Raw genomic sequence first — 21,601 nt, 5'->3', positions numbered from 1 at the left:
TTCACCCTTACCTCCAAAAAAAATGTTCAAAATTTTCTACACAAAATGGTTTAGATCTGCTCCCGTAGTAGCAGCAATCTGGATCTTTCTTACAGCGAGTATAATCGTTGAATTCAATAGATTTTTTCCTGACTTGCTCTTCCACCCAATATAACTCAAAGATAAATTCTATATTATTTATAAGTTAAAGAATCAACTCCTCCAACTTTTTTAAGGCAGTTGATATGTTGTCATTTATTACAACAGCATCAAATTCATCTGTTGCTAAAAGTTCTTCTTTAGCTCTATTTAATCTTCTTTTTATAGAGTCCTCAGACTCTGTACCTCTGCTTCGAATCCTTTTCTTAAGTTCATCAAAACTTGGTGGGGCAATAAATATTTGAAATGCTTCAGGACAACTTTTTCGCACTTGTCTAGCTCCCTCCAGTTCAATCTCAAGTAGAACTTTTTTACCTCTTTTACGAATTCTCTCAACATCTGCTTTTGGAGTTCCGTAGAAGTTACCTGCGAACTCAGCCCACTCCAAAAATCCTTTTTGGGCAATTAACTCATCAAACCTCTCTTTTTCTATAAAATAATAATCAATGCCATTCTTCTCACCATCCCTGGGCATTCTTGTAGTAGCAGATATAGAAAGCCATATATCATTATTTCTCTCTAATAGTTTCTTAACAAGAGTTCCCTTACCAACACCACTAGGCCCAGTTATTAAAGTTAGTCTGTGTAAAAGTACCATTACTTGAAAATTATCAACCTCCAGAATATATAAAAGATTCAATCCCAGGAAAAGATATGACCAAACATGCATTGCAATTGATGGATGTAACTGGTCTGAAAGCAGTTATTACCGATCTCAGCTCAAAAATACTCCCAAGCCGCTTTGAGAAAGCATTACAACCTGAACCAAACTCACTTTGTATTGGGCTCAGAACTCTTAGTGGACTTACTTGGATTGAAATGAGTTGGTTTGTTGAGGCACCAAGATTAGTTGAAAAAAAATTACGATCAAATGATGGTGCAAAAAGTACTCTTGCAACTCAGATTCAATATGGATTAAAAAACCTTGCCTTAGTAGAAATAAAGCAAGATGGATTTGAGAGAATTGTACATTTTGGATTTGCAAAAAATCCCAAAGAACCTGTTGAAAAAAAAATTATTTTAGAATTGATGGGCAGACATAGTAATTTATTCTTTATTGACAGTAATAAAAAAATTATTACCCTTGGAAAGAAAATAAAACAAAATCAATCGAGACTCAGGCCTCTTGGAACGGGTGATAAATATTGCGCTCCCCCATCATTAAAAGGAATCAAACCAAGTCTTTGTGAATCCTTTTCAAATTGGAAAAGAAGACTAACAGTTACGCCTGTTTCACTTAAGAAAGCTTTGCAGGAAACTTATCAGGGTATTAGTCCCTCTCTTGTTCTTCAATTAGCTAATGAAGAACGAATACAGGCGATCCAAATTTCTGAATTAAAAGTTGATACTATCTCTGAAGAAAACTGGGAATTAATATATAAAAGATGGCAAGCTTGGATTCAAAGTATTCAATCAAAAGAAAAAGTCATTTATTTTGATGGGCCAACAGATTATAGAGTTTGGAAATTAAATATAATTAATAAACCTGACCTTGATGTAGCAATAAAATTGAACTCTTATTACAAGGAGAAATTACAAATTAGAAAAATTAATAAACTTACTGATCAAATTCATGGAAGTCTTTCAAGACTTAAAAAGGTTGAATTAGAATACTTAAAAAAACAAAATGAACTTGATATTTTAAGAATGAATGATGAGGCCTTTAAAGACAAAGCAGACAGGCTGCTTTGTCTAAAAAATCCAACAAAGGATGAAATTAAAAAAGCTCAAACTTTGTATAAAAAATCTAAAAAGTTAAAGCGCTCAAAACAATATATTAAAGAGAGAATAAAGTTTCACAAAGAGAGACTCTCAAGAATAGAAGAAAGCTATGTTCTTTTAGAAAGTATTATTTCAATTAATTCAATTAGTAATAATGATACAATTCAAAGTCTTATAGAACTTCAAGATGAACTCAATGAGTATTTAATCAAGTCACAAAAAATTCAAAAAAGATTTGTTAGGACAAAATCTATAAAATCAAATCATCTAGAAGTTCTGTCTCCAAGCGGAGTAGTAGTTCAAATAGGTAAGAATCATAAGCAAAATGAATTTATCAGTTTCGAAAAAGCTCGAAGGGGCGATTTATGGTTTCATGCTCAAGAAATACCTGGAAGCCATGTAATTCTCAAAGGGTCAAATAAAGCTTTCAACGAAGAAGATATTCAATTCGCAGCTGACTTTGCTGCTTTTTTTAGTAAAGGAAGGGGTAGCAAAAATTCTGCAGTTGTAATGGCAAAGACTGTTCATCTTAAAAGGATCCCAGGCTCCACTCCAGGAACACTAACTTTTAGAGAAGGTGAAACACTTTGGGGGAAATCAGATAGAGCTTTGAAACATATGGCAGCAAAATCAAATGATCATGGCTTATTATCATGAAAAAGTACATTAAAAAAATGATTGATTTCCTATTGGGTACCCACGAGTTTTTGGGAAATCATTCCTTTCCAGAATTTTTAGTTGGATATATATTTGGAGCTGCGTTGATAATAGGCGCTCCGACAGTCTTTCTCCTTTTAGCATTCATGAGCGCTTTGATGAAAACCAATGGAAAAATGGGAGGATATAAAGAATACGCAAATTATGGGAAGTCATCTCTAAATGATTGCCCTCCGTTTATTCTCCCTGATCCAACCAAAACAAATTAAACTAGGCAGATAGACATGTTTTTGGCAAAGTTTAAGATAAAACTAAATCTAAAATTAGCGCCTTAAAAGTAAAAATGAAAATAACAATTAAAATTATTATCAAGGGTAGTGATAATGGTTAATATAATTCAAGAAAAAGAGAAGATTGACAAGCAAATGAGCATGTCTTTTGCTGATCATTTAGAGGAATTAAGAAGTAGAATCATAACAAGTTTTTTATCAATTATCGTTGCTGCAGCTTGTTCCTTATTTTTTATTAAGCCACTTATAAGAATACTTGAGAAACCAGCAGAATCAATACACTTTTTACAATTAGCTCCCGGAGAATTTTTATTTGCATCAATTAAAGTTGCTGGCTACTCAGGATTAACAATTGCTTTGCCAATAATTGTTTATCAAATTCTCAAATTTATACTTCCTGGATTAACAACTCAGGAAAAACGTCTAATAGCGCCAGCAGTAATTGGCTCAGCTGTCTTATTCTTTTTTGGTTTATCTTTTTCATTACTTGTTTTAATCCCAGCTGCGCTGAGATTTTTAGTTTCTTTTGGCTCTGATGTAGTTGAACCACTTTGGTCAATAGAAAAATACTTGGATTTTGTCTTCTTATTAATGATTAGTACTGGATTAGTATTTCAACTACCTGTTCTGCAGTTGATATTGGGATATCTAGGAATAATTAAAGCAAAAACAATGTTATTAGGTTGGAGGTGGGTAATTGTGGGATCAACTTTAGCTGGTGCAATTCTCACACCATCAACAGATCCAGTAACAATGCTTTTACTTGCATCTGCTATGAGTTTCTTATTTATACTAGGAGTTGGCTTGGTAGCTCTTGTAGAAAATATTAAACAACAAACTCGTCTGACCTCTCATCCGTCATCAAATGCAAAGTAAGGGCTCTACCTATTCTAGGTTTTGATTCAAGATCATTAATCCACAGTCTAAAAATATCTGCTTGTCCAACTCTGTTTATGATTTCTACAACATTATTAATCCTCTTGCGATAGTTTGACTCATTCATTGGAAATGATTGTTGTTCAAGATAACCCCACATCATTTGCAGATAAAGAGAGTTATTTTTTACCAAAATTTGCAGGTCATAACTTACTCCCCATTTGTATCTGAAGAGCGTCATAACCTCATCCACTGTGAGCGGAACAGAGGGATTATTTGAATTTGTGTCTATCAATTGTGTTCCTCAACATTTAAAACCCTGTATTTATAAGAAGGAATTAACCATCTTGATTCCATGCTGGTATATATTTTGAATCAGGTGAACATAAGTAATGACACAAATGACCGCCTCAGATGTGCCCTCCATGGGCAGGAGGCAGTTCATGAACCTACTCACCTTTGGAACTGTTACAGGCGTAGCACTTGGTGCTCTTTACCCTGTGGCCAATTACTTCACTCCTTTAAGGGCTGGTGGAGGGGGTGGAGGCAGTTCTGCCAAAGATGAATTGGGGAATCCCGTCACAGCAAGTGGTTGGTTAAGTAATCATGCTGTTGGTGACAGAAGTTTAGTCCAAGGACTCAAAGGTGACCCGACCTATCTAATCGTTGAGGGTCCCGAAGCAATCACGGACTATGGCATAAACGCCATATGCACTCATCTTGGTTGTGTAGTGCCTTGGAATAATGGAGAAAACAAATTTAAGTGTCCTTGTCATGGAAGCCAATATGATTCAACTGGGAAAGTAGTAAGAGGACCTGCTCCTTTATCTTTGGCATTAGCTCATGTGTCTATCGAAGATGACAATGTTTTAGTCAGTCAATGGACTGAAACCGATTTCCGAACAGAATCTCCACCTTGGTGGGCTTAACTTTGCAAAAATCTTCGCTCCACAATTCATAAAAATGAGACGCTCAATAACAATTTTTCTAAGCTCATTTCTTTTAGGAATTTCATTATTTGTTTTTCCAAAAGTCACATGGGCTTACCCATTTTGGGCACAACAAAATTATGAAAACCCTAGGGAGGCCACTGGCAAAATTGTTTGCGCAAATTGCCATTTAGCAAATATGAAAACGCAAGCCGAAGTTCCACAGGCAGTTGCTGCAGATAGTGTTTTTAAGGCAGTAGTCAAAATACCTTATAAGAATGGAATTCAAGAAATTGGAGCAGATGGGAGCAAAGTTCCCCTTCAAGTTGGGGCCCTTGTAATGCTCCCAGATGGTTTCAAGTTAGCCCCTCAAGAAAGATGGACGGATGATATAAAAGAGGAAACTCAGGGAGTATTTTTTACCCAGTACAGTGAGGAAAAAGAAAATATTATTGTTGTAGGTCCATTGCCTGGTGATCAAAACAAAGAGATTGTTTTCCCTGTCCTCTCACCCAATCCTAGGATAGATAAACAATTTCACTTTGGAAAATACGCAATACATGTTGGAGGCAATAGAGGAAGAGGACAAGTTTATCCGACAGGAGAAAAAAGCAATAACAATATATACAACTCAGAAAATGCTGGGAAAATATCCTCAATAGATACGGCAGAAGATGGCTCTACTGTTATTTCATTGATTAACGCTGAAGGTGATATTTTAAATGAAACTATTCCATCTGGGCCTCAAATACTTGTTAAAGTTGGAGATGAAATTGAAAAAGGTGCCGTCCTTACAGACAACCCTAATGTAGGTGGATTTGGACAAATTGATACTGAGATTGTTCTTCAAAGCTACGCAAGGGTAATAGGATTAATTGTTTTCTTTGCAGGAGTAGCTCTCTCTCAAATCATGTTGGTTTTAAAGAAGAAGCAAGTAGAGAAAGTTCAGGCTGCAGAGGGTATTTAACAGATAATATTTTTTGTTATTTAACATGCAAATAATATTTTGTTATTTGAAATCACCTGGTTCAGAAATACTCAATTTTGGTCCAATATCCATAAGATGGTATGGACTACTAATTGCCATTTCTGTTTATATAGGTCTATATTTATCGAATTATCTTGCAAAGAAAAGGAACTTACCTAATGGAACATTTAATGATCTTCTGCCATTTTTAATACTTTCATCAATTATTGGAGCGAGACTTTATTACGTTATTTTCGAGTGGGAAATGTATAGTGGCAATAGGTTTTGGTCTTCATTAAATATATTAGGTTTAAATTTTAAGATTCCTAGTTTTTTAGAAATTTGGGGGGGAGGCATAGCTATTCATGGAGCAATAATTGCAGGAGGATTTTCTGTATTTATATTTAGTAGATTAAGATCATTAAATTTTGGGATTGTAATCGATTCTCTAATTCCTTCCGTGGCGCTTGGACAGTCTATTGGCCGTTGGGGTAATTTTTTCAATAATGAAGCCTTTGGAATTCCTACAGATTTACCATGGAAACTTTACATACCAGTCATAAAGAGACCACTAGTTTATTTTGATCAAGATTATTTTCACCCTACTTTTTTGTATGAATCTATTTGGAATTTCTTGATTTTTGGGATATTAATTTACTTATTTAAACTTGCATTGAATAGACGAATTAATCTTCCTAATGGTGCATTGAGTTTCTTTTATCTTATTTTATATGGTGCTGGCAGGTTCTGGATAGAGTGGTTGAGAATTGACCCCCTTTGCATAAATTCAAGTCCACCTTTTTGTTATGGAGGTATAAGAGTAGCTCAGTTAGTAAGTATTGTATTTTTAGTTATTGGAATTTCAGGATTAATTTGGACTTTTAAAAAGTGTAAAAGCACTTTCATCAATAAAATAAAACTAAATAAAAAATCTTAGTGGAAAAAATCTCAATTGTTGGAGCAGGTCCAGGATCACCTGACTTAATGACAAGAAAAGCATTTAAACTTTTAACCGAGGCAGAAGTTGTTGTTTGGACTGACTCTTTAATTTCTCCTAAAATAATTGATTTATGCAACAAAGAGTGTCAATTAATAAATTCTAGTTCTTTGACATTGGAAAAAATAATATCAATTTTGGTAGAAAAATCAAAGGAGGGAAAAAAAATTGTTCGACTTCACGATGGTGATCCATGCTTCTATGGTGCGCTTTCAGAGCAAATTAATCATTTACATAATGCTGGAATAAAAGTTGAGGTAATTCCTGGAATAAGTGCATATCAAGCGACTGCTGCTTTACTCCAGACTGAGTTAACAATTCCTGGCATTACTCAGACCATTATTTTAAGTAGAGCAAGTGGAAGGACTGGAACACCCGAAAGGGAAAATTTAGAGAAACTTGCCTCTATTCAATCAACTTTGTGTTTATATTTGAGTGCTTGTCATGTGCAAGGTATTGAAGACACACTTTTGAAATATTATCCAAAAGATACACCTGTAGCGATTGGATATAGGGTAGGTTGGGATGATCAATGGTTACAATTAACTCAACTTGATAATATGGCCAAAGTATCTTTAGAGAGGGGACTAACTAGAACTACAATTTATCTTGTAAGCCCAGCATTAAGAAATTCTAATAACAGATCAAAACTCTACAGTAGTGAACATAAACATATTTTTAGGCCAAAATGATATTTCTATTATTAAAATATTTATTAATTATTAAATTTATATTTTTACAGTTAAGATCAAGTTCTTATTGATATTAAAAAACCAAAAAATAATAAAAACTTATTATCAATATAATCAATACATAAAGGGATACATAGTCTGGCCTAAAGATTAAGTTTCATCTATTCTATAAAAATATGAAGTTCCCTCCCATTTGGGAACAATCAAATCTCCACAAAAGAGCCTATGAAAACCCCCCTTGAGAAAGTTGGAGCATTCTTAAGAGAAGCAAGAACTGGGCGAAGCCTTTCCTTAGAGGAACTTTCTAGCAGCCTCAGGATAGGAAAAGAACAACTATCAGCTTTAGAATGTGGACAAGAGGAGCTTCTTCCTGAGAAGGTTTTTGTAAAAGCTATGGTTAGGAGAGTCTCAGAAAAATTAAATTTAGATACAAATTTCATATTGCAAGAACTGGAAGGAAGAGATATCTCCGTAGAGGAAATCTTTGAAAATAATAATGAAAGAATTTTAAGGCCTAATATTTCTTTGGTTCCTATATATTTAGTTTTATCGGGAATTGCGGGGATTTTATTATCAATGATTTTCATTAATTTAATTGAAGACAAAATTTTCCAAGCTCCAGAATCAACAACTTTAAATAGCAAAGAAAAAATAATTACAAGTTTTAATAAATAAAATTATACATCAATTTTAACATCAATTCCAAGATATTCCTTACTCATTTTTAATGTGTTCTGAAGACTCCATTTTTCTAAACTTAAGTTATTATTCTTACTTTCAGGAATAAGCTTAATTGTTATTTCTCTAGACCTTGATTGAACTTCAATAGATGAAATCGCCGGCACTGGACGCCTATCAAGTGAAGCCGATAATCTTAGAATTAAGGACATTTCAGCAACAATGTTTCTATATTTTTTCTCATCAAGAGATTGCCACGCTTCATGTCTTTTCTTAGGAAAACTCTTTCTGTGATATCTAGCTATTCCAGCTACCATCAAATGTTCAACATGAGAGTATCCCAATAACTCACAGTTTTTTATTAAATACCAGGAATGTTTGTGATACGCAGCTAAATTTATATGTTGGCCACAAGCATGCAAGATTGCCGCGGCCCATAGAAGATCTCTACCATTTCCATCATCACTGTGTAGAAAATTCCTTGTATTGTCGTATAGCGTCAACGCATGCTTTGCAACACGCTCTGCGCGTCTCAAATTAACTGCATATCGTCTGGCTTGGTGAAGAACAGTCCTTTGCCTGATATTGCCTTGCAAACTAAATCTATCCTCCAAAAAGCTATTCCGAAACATCCAATCAACGACCAACCCCTCTCTTAAAGCGCGTTCACTTAGGACTACTTCATTTATTTCCATCATCTTCATGGTGGTTTGAAGAATTAGAACACCTGGAAGGATAATTTCCGCCCTTCTATCATTTAGAGGAGTCATCCTCTGTATTTCTTGCGGAGTCATCCTTAAAAGTTTCTCAATAATCTGATCAAGTTGAGACTTGGATATTTTCAAGCCTTGTAATTTAGTTTTGATATTGGAATTCTCATTTAATATCAAAGCACCCAAAGCCATTGCAGTTCCACTAGTTGCTACCATTACGGGATTTTCCCCAGCTTTTATTCTCTGACCTATTTTTCCTATCGCACCCTCAAGATTCCCTTGAATGTAGGTCCTGAGAAATTCATATTTACTTTGAGAAAACGGTTGATGCTTTATAAAATCTGTTTTTAATCTGACCGCACCAATCTTTGTACTTGTAAGAGCTCTTGAGTCTTGACTGTCGGCAAGAACCAATTCGGTAGAGCCACCACCTATATCAACTATCACATGCGGGCGATCACCAAATTGCATGCCCGAGATAACACCAAGATAAATTAATCTCGCTTCCTCAGTACCGCTAATGATTTCAACCTCAATGTCTACTAATTTTTTTATCTTTTCCAAAAACTCATTACCATTGGGAGCTTCTCTTACTGCGCTGGTGGCTGCTGTTACAAGATTTTCTACTTTGTAGCCCTCTGCAAGATCTTTGAATCTCTTTAAAGTCTCAATAGCTCTATCTATTGCATTAGAAGTGAGTTCACCAGTAATGGGGTCTTTCTCGCCCAACCTCGTTGTCGACTTCTCAGCTAATTCAATGCTAAAAGTTTTTAACTCAGTATCTACTGCGGCAATTAAAAGATGTGTTGAATTAGTCCCAATATCAATGGCTCCAACGTAATTTATCCTCCCAGGATGATCTATCCCAGTGTTTGTCCCTTGGGGGATATCTTCAAGGTAAGTGCCTAATTCGACACTATTCATTTGAAGCAACATCCAGATAGAAATACTCTGCCATTAGATCAAGTAACTGTGTAGAAAATGTCCATTCTTGTTCAAATACAAAAATTTTTTCAGGCCAGATTCTTTCAAGAGCAAATATTCCCTATCATCACACTTCTTCGGTGGAATAAACCTAGTGGAAGACTGATATTATTGATTCCCGCAGGATGGTCTTTATGGCTCGCCCCTTCATCGCCTCCATCCTTAGAAATTATTTTTCTAATCACGGCAGGAACGATTTTTATCAGCGGAGCCGGATGTATTACAAATGATTTGTGGGATAAAAAAATTGACAAGCAAGTAACTCGAACGAGAAATAGACCATTAGCGAATGAGACTTTGACAGTCAAAAAAGCTTATTCGCTTCTTTTTTTGACCTTGTTTTTAAGCTTAATGGTCGTTATTAGTCTTCCAAATAACAGTAAGAGCACCTGCCTAGGACTTGCCTTAACGGCATTACCTCTAATTATTATTTATCCCTCAGCAAAAAGATGGTTTAAGTATCCTCAGGCTATTTTGTCTCTGTGCTGGGGTTATTCAGTTTTAATACCTTGGGCAGCTATTGAATCAAAAATCGTTTTAAACGCCCCATTAGTATTTTGCTGGTGCTCAGTAGTAATTTGGACTTTTGGATTTGATACGGTATATGCCCTTTCAGATAAAGATGATGATATTCGCTTGAGACTTAAAAGCAGTGCGATCAGCTTAGGGAAGAAAGTTTTAAAGATAGTTTCTTTTTGCTATTTAATCTCATGTCTTTGCTTGGCCTCAGCAGCATACATACAAGGTGTCAATTATCTGTTTTGGATTATTTGGTCAATCTCAAGCATTATTATGCAGTTAGAAGTAAGAAAACTTTCTATATCGAATAAAACTAAAAATATTTATGGATTACATTTTAGGAATCAAGTTTTAATTGGCAGCATATTACTTTTAGGTTTAATAATTGGAAAGTTGTAAAATATATGGCGCAAACCAAATCAAATAAAAAATTAAACGTGTTAAAAAAAGGTGATTTTTTTAACATTTCTGCTATTAGCTCAAAATTATACATCAATGATCAGATCATAGAAAGTATTAAATTAATTGAAACCTGGGGCCTTATTTGTATTAGTGATCTAAATGAATTATCAAAAAGAGAATGGAATTACCTTGCTGGTACAGATCAAGAAAGGTTCCAAGATCTTCATAACAAAAAAATATCTAACCTTACTGTATTTGCTTGTGGGGGGTGGGGTGCCGCAAGGTTGCTTGAAAAATTTCAACCTTGGAGAAATCAATACATGTTGGGCTTCTCTGATTTAACTTCGGTTTTACTTTCTAGGTTATCTGCAGGCTTTGATGGTGGTATACATGGTCCACTCTTATCAACATTAAGTGCGGAACCTGATTGGAGTAAAGAAAGAATAAAGTCAATACTTTTTGGGAGAAAAATTTCTGATTTAAGTGGGGATATCTGGGTTAAGGGTATTTCACGTGGTCCTTTAATAGTGGGCAATTTAACTATTATTTGCAGCTTAATCGGCACAAGTCATATTCCTGATTTTCAAGGTTCGATTTTGATTCTGGAGGAAACTAATGAAGAGCCTTATAGAATTGATAGAATGCTTACGCAACTTCGATTGGCAGGTATTTTAAAGAAAGTTTCTGGATTGGGATTTGGAAATTTTAATTGTTGTATTCATCAAGAAAGTTCTCATAACAATTCATTGCTGAGCCTTGAAAATATAATTATTGAGCGTTGCTTTGATCTAAAAATACCAATTATAGGCAATCTACCAATAGGTCACCTTAAGGGGAATGCAGCAATGCCTATTGGAAGGCAAACAATCCTTGATGGATTTAAAGGGAAAATTATCATAGAAGATTAGATGAAATTAAAATTTCAGCAATTTTCAAATCAATTGGAGTAGTAACTTTGATATTTGAACGAGAGCATTCGGTTATTTTAACCGGCAAACCAAGCCTTTCAAAGAGCGAGGCATCGTCAGTAACTTCCCAGTGATTTTTAATCGCCTCCTGATGAGCAGACTTAAGCTCTTTCACATTAAAACCTTGAGGAGTTTGGGCTGCCCAAAGTTTTTCTCTCTCCGGAGTTGAATTTATATATCCCTTGAAATCTACTTCTTTTATGGTATCTGTTACGGGCGTAGCCGCAATCAAAGCTGTTTTCTCCTCAGAGAGAATTTTTGAAAACGTATCAAGAAATCTCGAATCGATCAAACATCTCGCCCCATCATGTATTAGAACATTTTCGGCTTGGGTGGGTAATGCTTCCAATCCTAATTTGACTGATTGTTGTCGAGTACTGCCACCATTAATCCACTCAACTGGCTTTAACGTCTTAGGAACATTTCTCATTATTTCTTCTTTATCAACTGGTTGACCAATGATTCCAACCCAATGAATAGACTCAGATGAGAGTATGGCTTTCAAAGTCCACTCAATTATTGTTTTTCCATTTATTTTCAAAAGAAGTTTATTTTTCGCCGCCCCCATTCTTTTGCCACTTCCTGCTGCTGCAATTAAAAGGTGCAAAGACTTTCTCCTTAATTCCCTGAAAAATATTCTCTCAGAAATATGAAATATTTTTGTCTTTTAATATTATTCCTAGAAGAAGATTGATAATGAGTAACTAAATCAATAAGAATGGGAAAGAGGAACAAAATTTCCTAGTTCTGAAATAACTCAAATCAAATACCACCCAAAAACAATTAAAAATGACAAAATCAAAATTGCTTGAAGGACAAACAGCCCTTGTAACTGGAGCAAGCAGAGGTATTGGAAAAGCAATTGCAATTGCTCTAGGTGAAATAGGAGCAGAAGTGGTAGTTAACTATTCAAAATCTGCAGAAGAAGCAGATAAAGTGGTCGAGAAAATAAATTCAATCGGGGGGAAAAGCTACTCAATTCAATGCAATATTGAAGATGAATCATCAGTCAATAACTTAATTAATCAGATTCTTCAAAAAAGCAATGCTATTGATGTACTAGTCAACAATGCTGGCATCACAAGAGATGGGCTCCTCATGAGGATGAAGACAGAAGATTGGCAAAAAGTAATCGATTTAAATTTAAGCGGGGTTTTTTATTGCACCCGAGCAGCTGCAAGACCAATGATTAAACAAAGAAAGGGAAGAATAATCAATGTTTCCTCAGTAGTCGGATTAATGGGAAATGCGGGACAATCAAATTATGCGGCATCAAAAGCAGGCTTAATTGGTTTTACAAAAAGTTGTGCAAAAGAATTTGCAAGCAGAGGCATCACAGTAAATGCAATTGCTCCAGGCTTTATAAAAACTGACATGACCAAAGATTTAAGCAGTGAAAAAATCTTATCGGCTATTCCACTAGGTAAATTTGGTTCACCTGAGGATATCGCTGGGACTGTAAAATTCCTGGCTGCTGAGAAAGCTTCTTTATACATTACAGGGCAAACATTCAATGTTGATGGTGGTATGGTTATGAATTGAACAAATTCTTATATGATTGATTAAACGCTTAATAGTTAAACTTAATTAATTTATTTTCAACTACTAGAACGAATATTTTTTAATTTCGTAAGTGTATCAAATATCAGTATTATATATACAAATGATTCAACTAATTCCGCTTCCATTAAAAAGGAAGTTTCAAGAATATTTATATTATTCAAAATAGATCCTATAATAATATTTACAGGAAAAAGGAGCGTATATAATGAATATTTTTTCTCTAAGAACAAAATTTCTATATTTTTGGTAAATGAGAAATAGGAGCCAAATCCAATAACAAGCAAAGTAACTGTAAAAAATAATAAGCTAAGCTGGATATCAAAACTATAATCGAAAAAAGGCATATTTATATTTTCAAAAATCGTCTTATCAAGAAAACTAAGTTGGTGAAAGTTGACTTCAGATTGATTATTTATAGAATAAGTAAAAGTAAATTTATCTTGAGTTATCCAGCTTGCTTCCTCATAAAAGAGAAAAACAAACATTAATATTCTCAGGTTTAGAAAAATTTTATTAGATAGTCTTTTTAAAAATTTTCTATGTCTAATATGAATATAAATTGCATAAGCTAATAAAATTAGCTGAATTGTTGAGATTAAGCCATTTTCGGAAGTTGTCCAAATCCAACTAGCTCCATTGTCAAATCTTACTTTAAAAGAAATAAAAGTAAAAAAAACCAATAGGAATAGTAAAACAAAATGCGTATTTTTATATAATTTATTCAAACTATTCATTTAACTAAGTATGCTTATTGATCTACATTATTTTATCATCAAATCAATTCCTTAAACACCAGGATTTGAAATTAAAGTTGTTTGTTTTTTAGAAAAATAAAAATTACCCTACCCCAATTATAACTATGAGTTGTCAAGCGACTGGCCCAATTCATCTCTTAGTCTTCTAATCTTTTGGAGAAGCCTCAACCTCCTGCTTCTGGCAGTAGCTGTGAGGAATATTCTTAATGGGAAGTAAATAATTGTCATCGTTCCGGCTAAGCCAGCCATCAAAACAAAAAATAAAACTCCAGGATCATTCATAGCTTGAAGATACCTTCAATATTGATAACTGTGAATGCAAAGTTTCAAAGGATTCGGCTTTCCCCACTTAGTCACGCACCATATTTAAAGTCTACTGTGGGCAATTAACAGAACATTCAGTAAAAATGGTCAAACTTCTAAGTTTCTCAGATGAATCTCGAGGTTCGCTTGAAAATGGAGTAAATGCCCTTGCTGATGCCTTGAAAGTTACCATTGGACCAAAAGGTAGAAATGTAGTTATCGAGAAAAAATTCGGAGCACCAGACATAGTGAATGATGGAGTAACTATCGCTCGTGAGATTGAGCTAGAGGATCCTTTTGAAAATATTGGAGCAAAACTCCTTGAGGAAGTTGCTGCAAAAACAAAAGACAAAGCAGGTGACGGAACCACCACAGCAACTGTTTTAGCTCAATTGATGGTTCAAGAAGGTCTAAGAAACACTGCTGCTGGAGCAAGCCCAATCGAGTTGAGAAGGGGAATGGGTAAAGCCTTAAACAAAATCATCGAATTACTCGATAAAACCAGTGAAAAAGTCTCTGATGACAGAATTCAACAGGTCGCAACAGTCAGCGCCGGTGGAGATGAAGAGATAGGAAAAATGGTTGCAGCTGCTATGGAAAAAGTTACCGCTGAAGGTGTAATAACTGTTGAGGAATCAAAATCACTGACTACTGAGCTTGAAATCACCGAAGGAATGGCCTTTGACCGAGGTTACAGCTCTCCCTATTTTGTCACTGACCAAGAAAGGCAAGTTTGCGAATTTGACAACCCTCTAATACTTCTCACTGATAGAAAAATCAGCTCAATCGCTGATCTAGTTCCAATATTAGAGATAGTTGCCAAAAATGGTTCTCCTCTTTTGATTCTTGCTGAGGAGGTTGAGGGGGAAGCACTGGCTACTCTTGTGGTCAACAAAAATAGAGGAGTTATTAAAGTTGCGGCAGTAAGAGCTCCTTCTTTTGGTGAGAGAAGAAAAGCAGCATTAGCAGACATAGCAATTCTCACAGGGGGGACACTCATAAGTGAAGACAAAGCTATGCAGCTTGATAAAGTCCAGCTTTCTGATTTAGGAAAAGCCAGACAGATCACGATTACAAAAGAATCAACAACAATAGTTGCTAATGACGATAATAAAGAAGAAGTTGCCCAGAGAATCTCTGCAATTAAAAGGGAACTTAATCAGACGGAATCAGAATATGATCAAGACAAACTTAATGAGAGAATTGCAAAACTGGCAGGTGGAGTTGCTGTTATAAAAGTTGGAGCCCCAACAGAGACTGAACTAAAAAGCAAAAAACTACGTATTGAAGACGCTCTAAACGCAACAAAGGCGGCAATAGAAGAGGGAATAGTTGCTGGCGGGGGATTCACACTTTTAAATTTAAGTGATGGGCTCAGTTCACTTGTAGAAAAAACTGATGGAGATCAAAAAACTGGTATTAAGATTGTTCAAAACGCTTTATCTGCGCCTGCAAAACAAATTGCAATTAATGCTGGAAAAAATGGTGACGTAGTCATATCAGAAATGAAGCGCCTGAAAAAGGGATACAACGCTTTTACTGATGAATACGAAGATCTAATAAAATCGGGGATAATTGATGCATCGAAAGTCTTACGTTTAGCTTTGCAAGATGCCATATCAATAGCATCAATGCTAGTAACTACCGAAGTGGTTATTGCTGACAAGCCTGAGCCGCCTGCCACCGCAGGGGCAGAAGGGGCTGACCCCATGGGGGGTGGCATGGGAATGCCTGGCATGGGTGGCATGGGAATGCCAGGTATGGGTGGCATGGGAATGCCAGGGATGGGTGGCATGGGAATGCCAGGTATGATGTAGAGAATACTCCTCTAGATTTTTATTAGAAATAATTACTCAAGCCACCTTCTCAAGTTATTTAAAGATGGAGGAGGTGGAGGGGAAAAACGTTTTTCTTTCTCTTCCATTTCTGATTTACTTTCATTATTTTCTACGGGCTTTTTGGTTCCTGATGTTCTATTTTTTGGACTCTTATTTGATGATATTTCACTATCACGAATTCCTTGGGATTCAGGCCCATTAATTACTTTTTTATCATCGCTATCCTCATTCGAAATAACAGAATTATGAGAAATTTGCCCTTGGAGATTTTTCTCATCATCAGTATCATTACCAATCAATGGAATTTGATTCGATGTTTTTTTATTCAAAATTGTTGACTCTTCATCGCTGATAATTGATTTTGATTGATTCAAATTTTGTTTGTTTTTAGCATCAGTTCTCTCAAATTCGATTTCATCTTTAATTTTATCCTTCAATTGATTTATCCCTGACAAAGACTCGATACCAAATCTATGCACATAAACGGATTCTAAAATATAAAAATCATCCCAATTTTCTTTTCTTATAGCCTCCGTAAGTTTTTCTTGAAGAAATTTCTCAAGATCTGAGAGTTTGTCTTTTTTGTTTGGTGATGTTGATAATTCCACTTAATTAAGCCAGTTTACGGTTGAGTAAAGGGCGGATGAAAAAGAATAAAATAACTGTCAAAAGTATCAAGATAAACAAACATTGAGTACCTGTAACTTCTCCATATGGTGCAATCAAAACAACTTGAGTTAAATCAGCAGAACCTTTATATGCAGCTCGTATGGGTTCGATCGCAAAAGTCAAAGGATTTAATGATGCAATCCAACTAAGCCAATGAGGCATATATGAGATGGGAGCTAATGCTGTACTTGAAAAAAGAAGAGGTAAGTTGGCAACAAAAATTACTGCGATTAATTCAATATGACCAGGTAACGCAAAAGCCAATCCTAAGCTCATTGCCGTAACAGCAAATACAAGTATTAAGAGGGTAAATAAAACAATTGAGAGGCCATCAAGTCCTGGCCATCCATATCCAAGAAATGAAGCTGTTGCGATAATCGCCACACTTTGCAAAAGGCTTAGAAATGTTATGTAGATTACTGATGCATAAACAATTGAATTTCTACTTACTAGTGGAGCAACCAATAATCTATTTAAAAATCCAAACTCTCTATCAAACATTACTGGTAATCCCGCATTTAATGCACCACTGAATGCAGTGAAGACAATAATTCCTGCACCTAAAAATCTCCCATAATCGCCTCCCTCGGGCAGCATCTGCTCAGGGGCATTAGAAAATAAAGCTCCAAATAAAACAAGCCAAATTAACGGTTGCAAAATACCTGCAATTAAAGTGGAAGGTCGCCTTATTAATTGGATAAACAATCTTTTAGTAAGCGCGATAACTTCCTGAATTTGATCCAATAATTTATCTTCATTTTGATTTACAAAAGCTGGATCTGTTGTTGCATTCATTTAATAGGCTCCTTATTTAAGGTAGGAGATTAATAAAACTCATCTCATGGAGGATTTACTTTCCCTTTTCAGATCTCTTTGACCTGCTATTGAAAGTTCTGCATCCATAAGTGTGCGTCCTGTCGCTTGCAAGTAAACGTCATCTAATGAAGGACGACTTTGTGTGAGAGAAAAGATCTCAAACTGTGCACTTTCTAGCTGATCTCTGAGAGTTGACAATACAGCTTCATCATCCACAACAAGATTTAACGAAAAACCTTGTGCTCTGTTAACAACAACTTGTCTCACTCCAGAAATATTTTCCAATATTTGCTTGACCTTTAATGATTCTCTTTCATCACTAAACTCTTTAACTCTAAGAGTAACTCTATCTCCGCCAAGTCGTTTTTTTAATTCATCTGAGGTGCCCTCTGCTATTACTTTCCCTTTATCAAGTATTGCCATTTGATCAGCAAGTGAATCTATTTCTTCGAGATAATGACTACTTAAAAGAATTGTCGTGCCGTTTTTCTTAAGCTCTCTTAATAATTCCCAGATAACTTCTCTACTTTCAATATCCAACCCAACAGTTGGTTCATCTAGCACAAGTAATTTTGGTTTATGAAGTAATCCAGCAGCTAAATCTAATCTCCTTCGCATACCGCCTGAATAAGATCCACAACGTCTGTCAATCCAATCATTCATTTCTAATCGAATTATTAGTTCTTCAATTCGGGAATTTTTTTTTGTTTTACTAAGGTGATACAAATCACATTGAAGATTAAGTAATTCTCGTCCTGTAAGGATTTTATCTACCGCGACTTCTTGTGCAACGAACCCAAGCTTTTGTCTTATTGTTCGTGAATTATTTAATACATCCAGGCCGTCAACAATTACCTCACCAGAATCAGGATTGAGTAGTGTACATAGAATTTTAATTGTAGTGCTTTTTCCAGATCCGTTAGGCCCCAAAAGCCCAAATAGCACGCCTTCAGGAATAACTAAGCTCAAACTCGAAAGGGCTTGAACTTTTCCGTAAGTCTTTACAAGATTCTTAATTTCAACTAAAGGCATCAAAAACTTTTGTTGTTGTTGTTTGGAAATCTAATGAAATACCATCATAGAGGTCCTTTGTGAGTTACTAACTTAAATTTATTGAGAACCCAATCAAATTAAAAGATTCTCTCATTAATAAGCTGAGTTGATGATCAAATTGAACAGCCATAGGAGATCTACTTAGGATTAAGAGCAAGCAAATACCAAACATATAAAGTATCGACCATCGAAAAAGCCCCTTTGCTCTACTTGAGTCTTCAGGATCAATTTCAAGAGTATTAATCATCTGCAGAAGACGGGCATTAAATGGTATGACCAAAATTCCATAAAACAATCCCCCATCTGGTAAGGCAAAAATACCAAAGAAACTTAAAATAACAGTTGCAAATCCATATTTTCTAATTGCCTTGGCAGTGAACACAGGTCCCTTCACCACTGGGAGCATAGGTATACCTACTGATTTGTAATCATCCCTTAAGAAAATAGCCAAAGCCCAAAAATGTGCAGGAGTCCAAACCATCACCAACGTAAAAAGCCACCATCCTCCTAAACCTATGTGCCCAGTGGCAGCAGCTGCCCCTACTAAAGGTGGAATCGCTCCTGCAACACCTCCGATAACGATGTTTTGAGAAGTCCTAGGTTTTAGAAATGCCGTGTATAAAAGTACGTATGAACAAAGACCCAGCAAGGAAAGTCCAGCCGCCAGACAATTAACACCTCCAACTAATAATGATGCAGCTGCCAGAGTACATGATATTGCTCCGGCAAAAACGGCCGTAGGAGATAATTTTCCAGAGGGCAGGGCTCTTTGGCTTGTCCTTTTCATTCTTTTATCAAGGTCTTGCTCCCAAAGACAATTCAAAGCACCTGCAGCTGCAGCTGCCAAAGCACCACCACCAAGAGTGCAGGCCAACCTTGGAGAAGGCAAAGGCCAATCCTCACTTAGAGCCATTCCCCCCAAGGTTGTTGCCAAAAGAAGAGGGATTAATCGAGGTTTGGCTACTTCAAGCCAAGGAGGTAGTTTTATTCTTTTTCGAGATGGAACGATTTCATCTCTTGGATTATTCTCTTGAAAAGTCTCGGCTGAGGAACTAACCATGACAGGCCTCCATTAAGGATTGATCACTATTTTTGACGTTCATAACATCAGAGGTGATCGGTTGCTTAACCGTCAGAGCTGAAAGTAACGCCACAAGAAGAGCACCGAAAAGTTGATGAGAAATTGTCACCAATGGCTCAGAAAGTCCAAGTCTCACCGAAGTGATACCAAGAGTTATCTGAAAGCAAACAATTCCCAAGACAATTAACAAAAAGGGCCATTGAGTTCTTGGCCAACCTCCTGCAAATAATGCAGTTATCAAAAAAACCACAATAAAAGCAGTAATAGGTATTGCGAACAAACGATGGTTATCAAGTAAATTGCACCCGATATCTTGAGTCAAGCAAGTTTTGGAAGCCCATTGTGTAGCCATACGTCCTCCTAAAAGTGCTTGCACCATCACAAGAACGACTGAAGTAGATCCCATGATGCGCCACCAAATTGGTGCATTAGTTTGATTCGTCTGAAGTAATTTTTGTGAGATTCCACTCATTAGAGCAACCAGTGTCAAAGCCAGAATTAAATGGGCTGTAACTATGCCTGAAGGGAGAAGTTGAATTACCGTAAGAGCCCCTAAACCAGCTTGGAAAGCAACAAGAAGGATTAATGAGCCATATAGCCAGAGTAACCATTTGGGTAATTCTGATCTAAAAATCAACGCCGCCAAAAATTGCAATATCAACGCAATTCCAACAACAAATGCATCGAGGCGATGGAACCATTCCAAAAAAACTTGGACATTCATCTGTCTACCTGGCAAAAATGACCCATAACAAAGTGGCCAGTCAGGACATGCCAGACCAGCTTCCATTACCCTGGTTGCCCCTCCAACAACAACCAATGCAATTAGTGCCACTACTAAATGAGAGGCCACTTGAGCCAGGCGCCACCTAACTTGAGGGAGAGAGGATGAATTCAATTGATAAATCCCAGGTAAATCAAAATTACCCTGATTGCAAGGTAGCGATTTAACTGGCTACGTCACCGTCTTTGGCCTAGTACAACTTTAAAAAAGGATTTAGATTTTCCATCCCTGACAGAAAAATAAAAAAATCCAGTAAAGCTAACCAAATAAATCAAAAATACATACAAAAAGTGAACTTCAATGATTCTTAATGAGTTTATTCATGCATTGTTTCTAGTTCTCAATAACCTAAAGACAGCTGAGTAAATGAGTTGCCGAAATCATCGGCCATAATCACGCTCACATCGAGCATTGCATGTTCCATTGGAATCATTTGGCTGGGAAACGCCATAAATTTCCTGCCAGCAGAGGCAAGTACTAATGCCCCAATTTATGATGAACTTTCACAAGTTCTTTTTATTATTGGGACAATACTTTTTGTTGGGATGGTAGCTTTTATCATTTACAGCTTGGTTGAATTTAGAAGGCGGCCAGACGATAATGAAGATGGTTTAGCGATTGAAGGAAATATAACTTTAGAAATATTTTGGACAGCTGTGCCAGCAATTGTTGTTTTGTTTGTTGGTTTATACAGCTATGACATCTACGACAGGATGGGGGGTATGCAACCTCTTAATCATGGAATAGCTAATCATGAGCAGATTCAACATGCAAATATGGAATCTGACAAAAAAATCTGGGGTGGGATTGGATCAGGAACAGTTGAAGCCTCCAGAACAATCTCGGGAAATTCGATACCAGTAGAAGTTACTGCAATGCAGTTTGCATTTTTATTCCATTATCCAGAGGGAGATATTATTTCAGGAGAGCTTCATGTTCCAGTCAATAAAAAGATAAGTATGACTATGGAGTCTAAAGATGTTATTCATGCATTTTGGGTTCCTCAATTTCGAATCAAGCAGGATGTCATTCCAGGACAGCCGACTATCTTAAGCTTTACTCCAACAAAAACTGGTCGATTCCCAATAGTTTGCGCAGAACTTTGCGGTCCCTATCATGGGGGGATGAGATCAACAGTAGTGGTTGAAGATATAAATGATTATGAAAATTGGTTTTCTCAAAACGCTAAAATCACGACCTCCTAAAT

The 21,601-nt window shown here is 36.0% G+C and carries 25 protein-coding genes; 14 read left to right on the top strand and 11 right to left on the bottom strand.

Translation table 11 applies throughout. The features are described from left to right. The first annotated feature begins 22 nt into the window (after window positions 1-22). Complete coding sequence (gene psaJ / locus AC6EJA_RS09400) at window positions 23-154, top strand: photosystem I reaction center subunit IX (RefSeq protein ID WP_498502398.1); 132 nt, start codon at window positions 23-25, stop codon at window positions 152-154. Window positions 155-184: 30 nt separating this feature from the next. Here psaJ and gmk read toward each other — a convergent pair whose 3' ends face one another. Next, complete coding sequence (gene gmk / locus AC6EJA_RS09395) at window positions 185-736, bottom strand: guanylate kinase (protein ID WP_498503592.1); 552 nt, start codon at window positions 734-736, stop codon at window positions 185-187. 56 nt (window positions 737-792) lie between these two features. On the opposite strand from gmk, the gene AC6EJA_RS09390 reads away from it, so the two are divergent. From AC6EJA_RS09390 to tatC, 3 genes are all read left to right on the top strand, one after another. Further along, entirely contained in the window at window positions 793-2,517 is a 1,725-nt protein-coding gene (locus AC6EJA_RS09390; RefSeq protein WP_498502396.1) for an NFACT RNA binding domain-containing protein, read from the top strand. A 17-nt stretch (window positions 2,518-2,534) separates the two neighbouring features. Then, window positions 2,535-2,786, top strand: a complete 252-nt coding sequence (locus tag AC6EJA_RS09385) for a hypothetical protein (protein WP_498502395.1) — start codon at window positions 2,535-2,537, stop codon at window positions 2,784-2,786. A gap of 114 nt (window positions 2,787-2,900) precedes the next feature. Beyond that, window positions 2,901-3,683 carry a twin-arginine translocase subunit TatC gene (gene tatC, locus AC6EJA_RS09380; RefSeq protein ID WP_498502394.1) on the top strand — a complete coding sequence of 261 codons (783 nt, stop codon included), beginning with the start codon at window positions 2,901-2,903 and terminating at the stop codon, window positions 3,681-3,683. On the opposite strand, the gene AC6EJA_RS09375 is transcribed toward tatC, so the two are convergent. Continuing rightward, window positions 3,634-3,978, bottom strand: a complete 345-nt coding sequence (locus tag AC6EJA_RS09375; protein WP_498502393.1) for a DUF3067 family protein — start codon at window positions 3,976-3,978, stop codon at window positions 3,634-3,636. The two genes, tatC and AC6EJA_RS09375, sit on opposite strands and share 50 nt — an antisense overlap. A gap of 97 nt (window positions 3,979-4,075) precedes the next feature. Between AC6EJA_RS09375 and petC the strand changes: the two genes are divergently transcribed. From petC to AC6EJA_RS09350, 5 genes are all read left to right on the top strand, one after another. Then, complete coding sequence (gene petC / locus AC6EJA_RS09370) at window positions 4,076-4,612, top strand: cytochrome b6-f complex iron-sulfur subunit (RefSeq protein WP_498502392.1); 537 nt, start codon at window positions 4,076-4,078, stop codon at window positions 4,610-4,612. 34 nt (window positions 4,613-4,646) lie between these two features. Next, window positions 4,647-5,579: a cytochrome f gene (gene petA / locus AC6EJA_RS09365; protein WP_498502391.1), complete on the top strand. Its 933-nt coding sequence runs from the start codon at window positions 4,647-4,649 to the stop codon at window positions 5,577-5,579. A gap of 25 nt (window positions 5,580-5,604) precedes the next feature. Beyond that, entirely contained in the window at window positions 5,605-6,516 is a 912-nt protein-coding gene (gene lgt / locus AC6EJA_RS09360) for a prolipoprotein diacylglyceryl transferase (protein ID WP_498502390.1), read from the top strand. Then, complete coding sequence (cobM, locus tag AC6EJA_RS09355) at window positions 6,516-7,268, top strand: precorrin-4 C(11)-methyltransferase (protein ID WP_498502389.1); 753 nt, start codon at window positions 6,516-6,518, stop codon at window positions 7,266-7,268. Before lgt ends, cobM begins: the two co-directional genes overlap by 1 nt. A gap of 225 nt (window positions 7,269-7,493) precedes the next feature. Next, complete coding sequence (locus AC6EJA_RS09350; RefSeq protein ID WP_498502388.1) at window positions 7,494-7,943, top strand: helix-turn-helix domain-containing protein; 450 nt, start codon at window positions 7,494-7,496, stop codon at window positions 7,941-7,943. A gap of 2 nt (window positions 7,944-7,945) precedes the next feature. Here the strand turns inward: AC6EJA_RS09350 and AC6EJA_RS09345 are convergent, their stop codons facing one another. After that, entirely contained in the window at window positions 7,946-9,595 is a 1,650-nt protein-coding gene (locus tag AC6EJA_RS09345) for a Ppx/GppA phosphatase family protein (RefSeq protein ID WP_498502387.1), read from the bottom strand. Between the two features lie 45 nt (window positions 9,596-9,640). Here AC6EJA_RS09345 and AC6EJA_RS09340 point away from each other — a divergent pair, with 45 nt between their 5' ends. Both AC6EJA_RS09340 and AC6EJA_RS09335 read left to right on the top strand, forming a co-directional pair. Then, window positions 9,641-10,561: a 4-hydroxybenzoate polyprenyltransferase gene (locus tag AC6EJA_RS09340; RefSeq protein WP_498502386.1), complete on the top strand. Its 921-nt coding sequence runs from the start codon at window positions 9,641-9,643 to the stop codon at window positions 10,559-10,561. A 5-nt stretch (window positions 10,562-10,566) separates the two neighbouring features. Further along, entirely contained in the window at window positions 10,567-11,472 is a 906-nt protein-coding gene (locus AC6EJA_RS09335; RefSeq protein WP_498502385.1) for an LD-carboxypeptidase, read from the top strand. Here AC6EJA_RS09335 and ispD read toward each other — a convergent pair. Then, window positions 11,459-12,139, bottom strand: a complete 681-nt coding sequence (ispD, locus tag AC6EJA_RS09330) for a 2-C-methyl-D-erythritol 4-phosphate cytidylyltransferase (RefSeq protein WP_498502384.1) — start codon at window positions 12,137-12,139, stop codon at window positions 11,459-11,461. The two genes, AC6EJA_RS09335 and ispD, sit on opposite strands and share 14 nt — an antisense overlap. A gap of 182 nt (window positions 12,140-12,321) precedes the next feature. Between ispD and fabG the strand changes: the two genes are divergently transcribed. Then, window positions 12,322-13,074 carry a 3-oxoacyl-[acyl-carrier-protein] reductase gene (fabG, locus tag AC6EJA_RS09325; protein ID WP_498502383.1) on the top strand — a complete coding sequence of 251 codons (753 nt, stop codon included), beginning with the start codon at window positions 12,322-12,324 and terminating at the stop codon, window positions 13,072-13,074. Window positions 13,075-13,130: 56 nt separating this feature from the next. Here fabG and AC6EJA_RS09320 read toward each other — a convergent pair whose 3' ends face one another. Then, on the bottom strand, window positions 13,131-13,829 hold the full coding sequence (locus AC6EJA_RS09320) for a hypothetical protein (RefSeq protein ID WP_498502382.1): 699 nt from the start codon (window positions 13,827-13,829) through the stop codon (window positions 13,131-13,133). Between the two features lie 123 nt (window positions 13,830-13,952). After that, complete coding sequence (locus AC6EJA_RS09315; RefSeq protein WP_498502381.1) at window positions 13,953-14,132, bottom strand: hypothetical protein; 180 nt, start codon at window positions 14,130-14,132, stop codon at window positions 13,953-13,955. Window positions 14,133-14,257: 125 nt separating this feature from the next. Between AC6EJA_RS09315 and groL the strand changes: the two genes are divergently transcribed. After that, a complete protein-coding gene (groL, locus tag AC6EJA_RS09310) occupies window positions 14,258-15,970 on the top strand; it encodes a chaperonin GroEL (RefSeq protein ID WP_498502380.1) in 1,713 nt (570 codons plus the stop codon). 32 nt (window positions 15,971-16,002) lie between these two features. Here groL and AC6EJA_RS09305 read toward each other — a convergent pair whose 3' ends face one another. From AC6EJA_RS09305 to AC6EJA_RS09285, 5 genes are all read right to left on the bottom strand, one after another. Beyond that, window positions 16,003-16,599, bottom strand: coding sequence for a hypothetical protein (locus tag AC6EJA_RS09305; RefSeq protein ID WP_498502379.1), 597 nt, complete (start codon window positions 16,597-16,599; stop codon window positions 16,003-16,005). A gap of 4 nt (window positions 16,600-16,603) precedes the next feature. Continuing rightward, on the bottom strand, window positions 16,604-17,455 hold the full coding sequence (locus AC6EJA_RS09300) for an ABC transporter permease (protein WP_498502378.1): 852 nt from the start codon (window positions 17,453-17,455) through the stop codon (window positions 16,604-16,606). Window positions 17,456-17,494: 39 nt separating this feature from the next. Continuing rightward, window positions 17,495-18,508, bottom strand: coding sequence for an ABC transporter ATP-binding protein (locus tag AC6EJA_RS09295; RefSeq protein WP_498502377.1), 1,014 nt, complete (start codon window positions 18,506-18,508; stop codon window positions 17,495-17,497). A gap of 67 nt (window positions 18,509-18,575) precedes the next feature. Beyond that, window positions 18,576-19,589, bottom strand: coding sequence for a heme o synthase (locus tag AC6EJA_RS09290; protein ID WP_498502376.1), 1,014 nt, complete (start codon window positions 19,587-19,589; stop codon window positions 18,576-18,578). After that, on the bottom strand, window positions 19,582-20,508 hold the full coding sequence (locus AC6EJA_RS09285) for a COX15/CtaA family protein (protein ID WP_498502374.1): 927 nt from the start codon (window positions 20,506-20,508) through the stop codon (window positions 19,582-19,584). Before AC6EJA_RS09285 ends, AC6EJA_RS09290 begins: the two co-directional genes overlap by 8 nt. 257 nt (window positions 20,509-20,765) lie before the next feature. Between AC6EJA_RS09285 and AC6EJA_RS09280 the strand changes: the two genes are divergently transcribed. Beyond that, on the top strand, window positions 20,766-21,599 hold the full coding sequence (locus AC6EJA_RS09280) for a cytochrome c oxidase subunit II (protein ID WP_498502373.1): 834 nt from the start codon (window positions 20,766-20,768) through the stop codon (window positions 21,597-21,599). Window positions 21,600-21,601: the final 2 nt, after the last annotated feature.

This window comes from Prochlorococcus sp. MIT2309, from assembly GCF_059772305.1.
The sequence above is the reverse complement of the archived record's forward strand: the minus strand, read 5'-3'. Positions and strand labels throughout refer to the sequence as shown.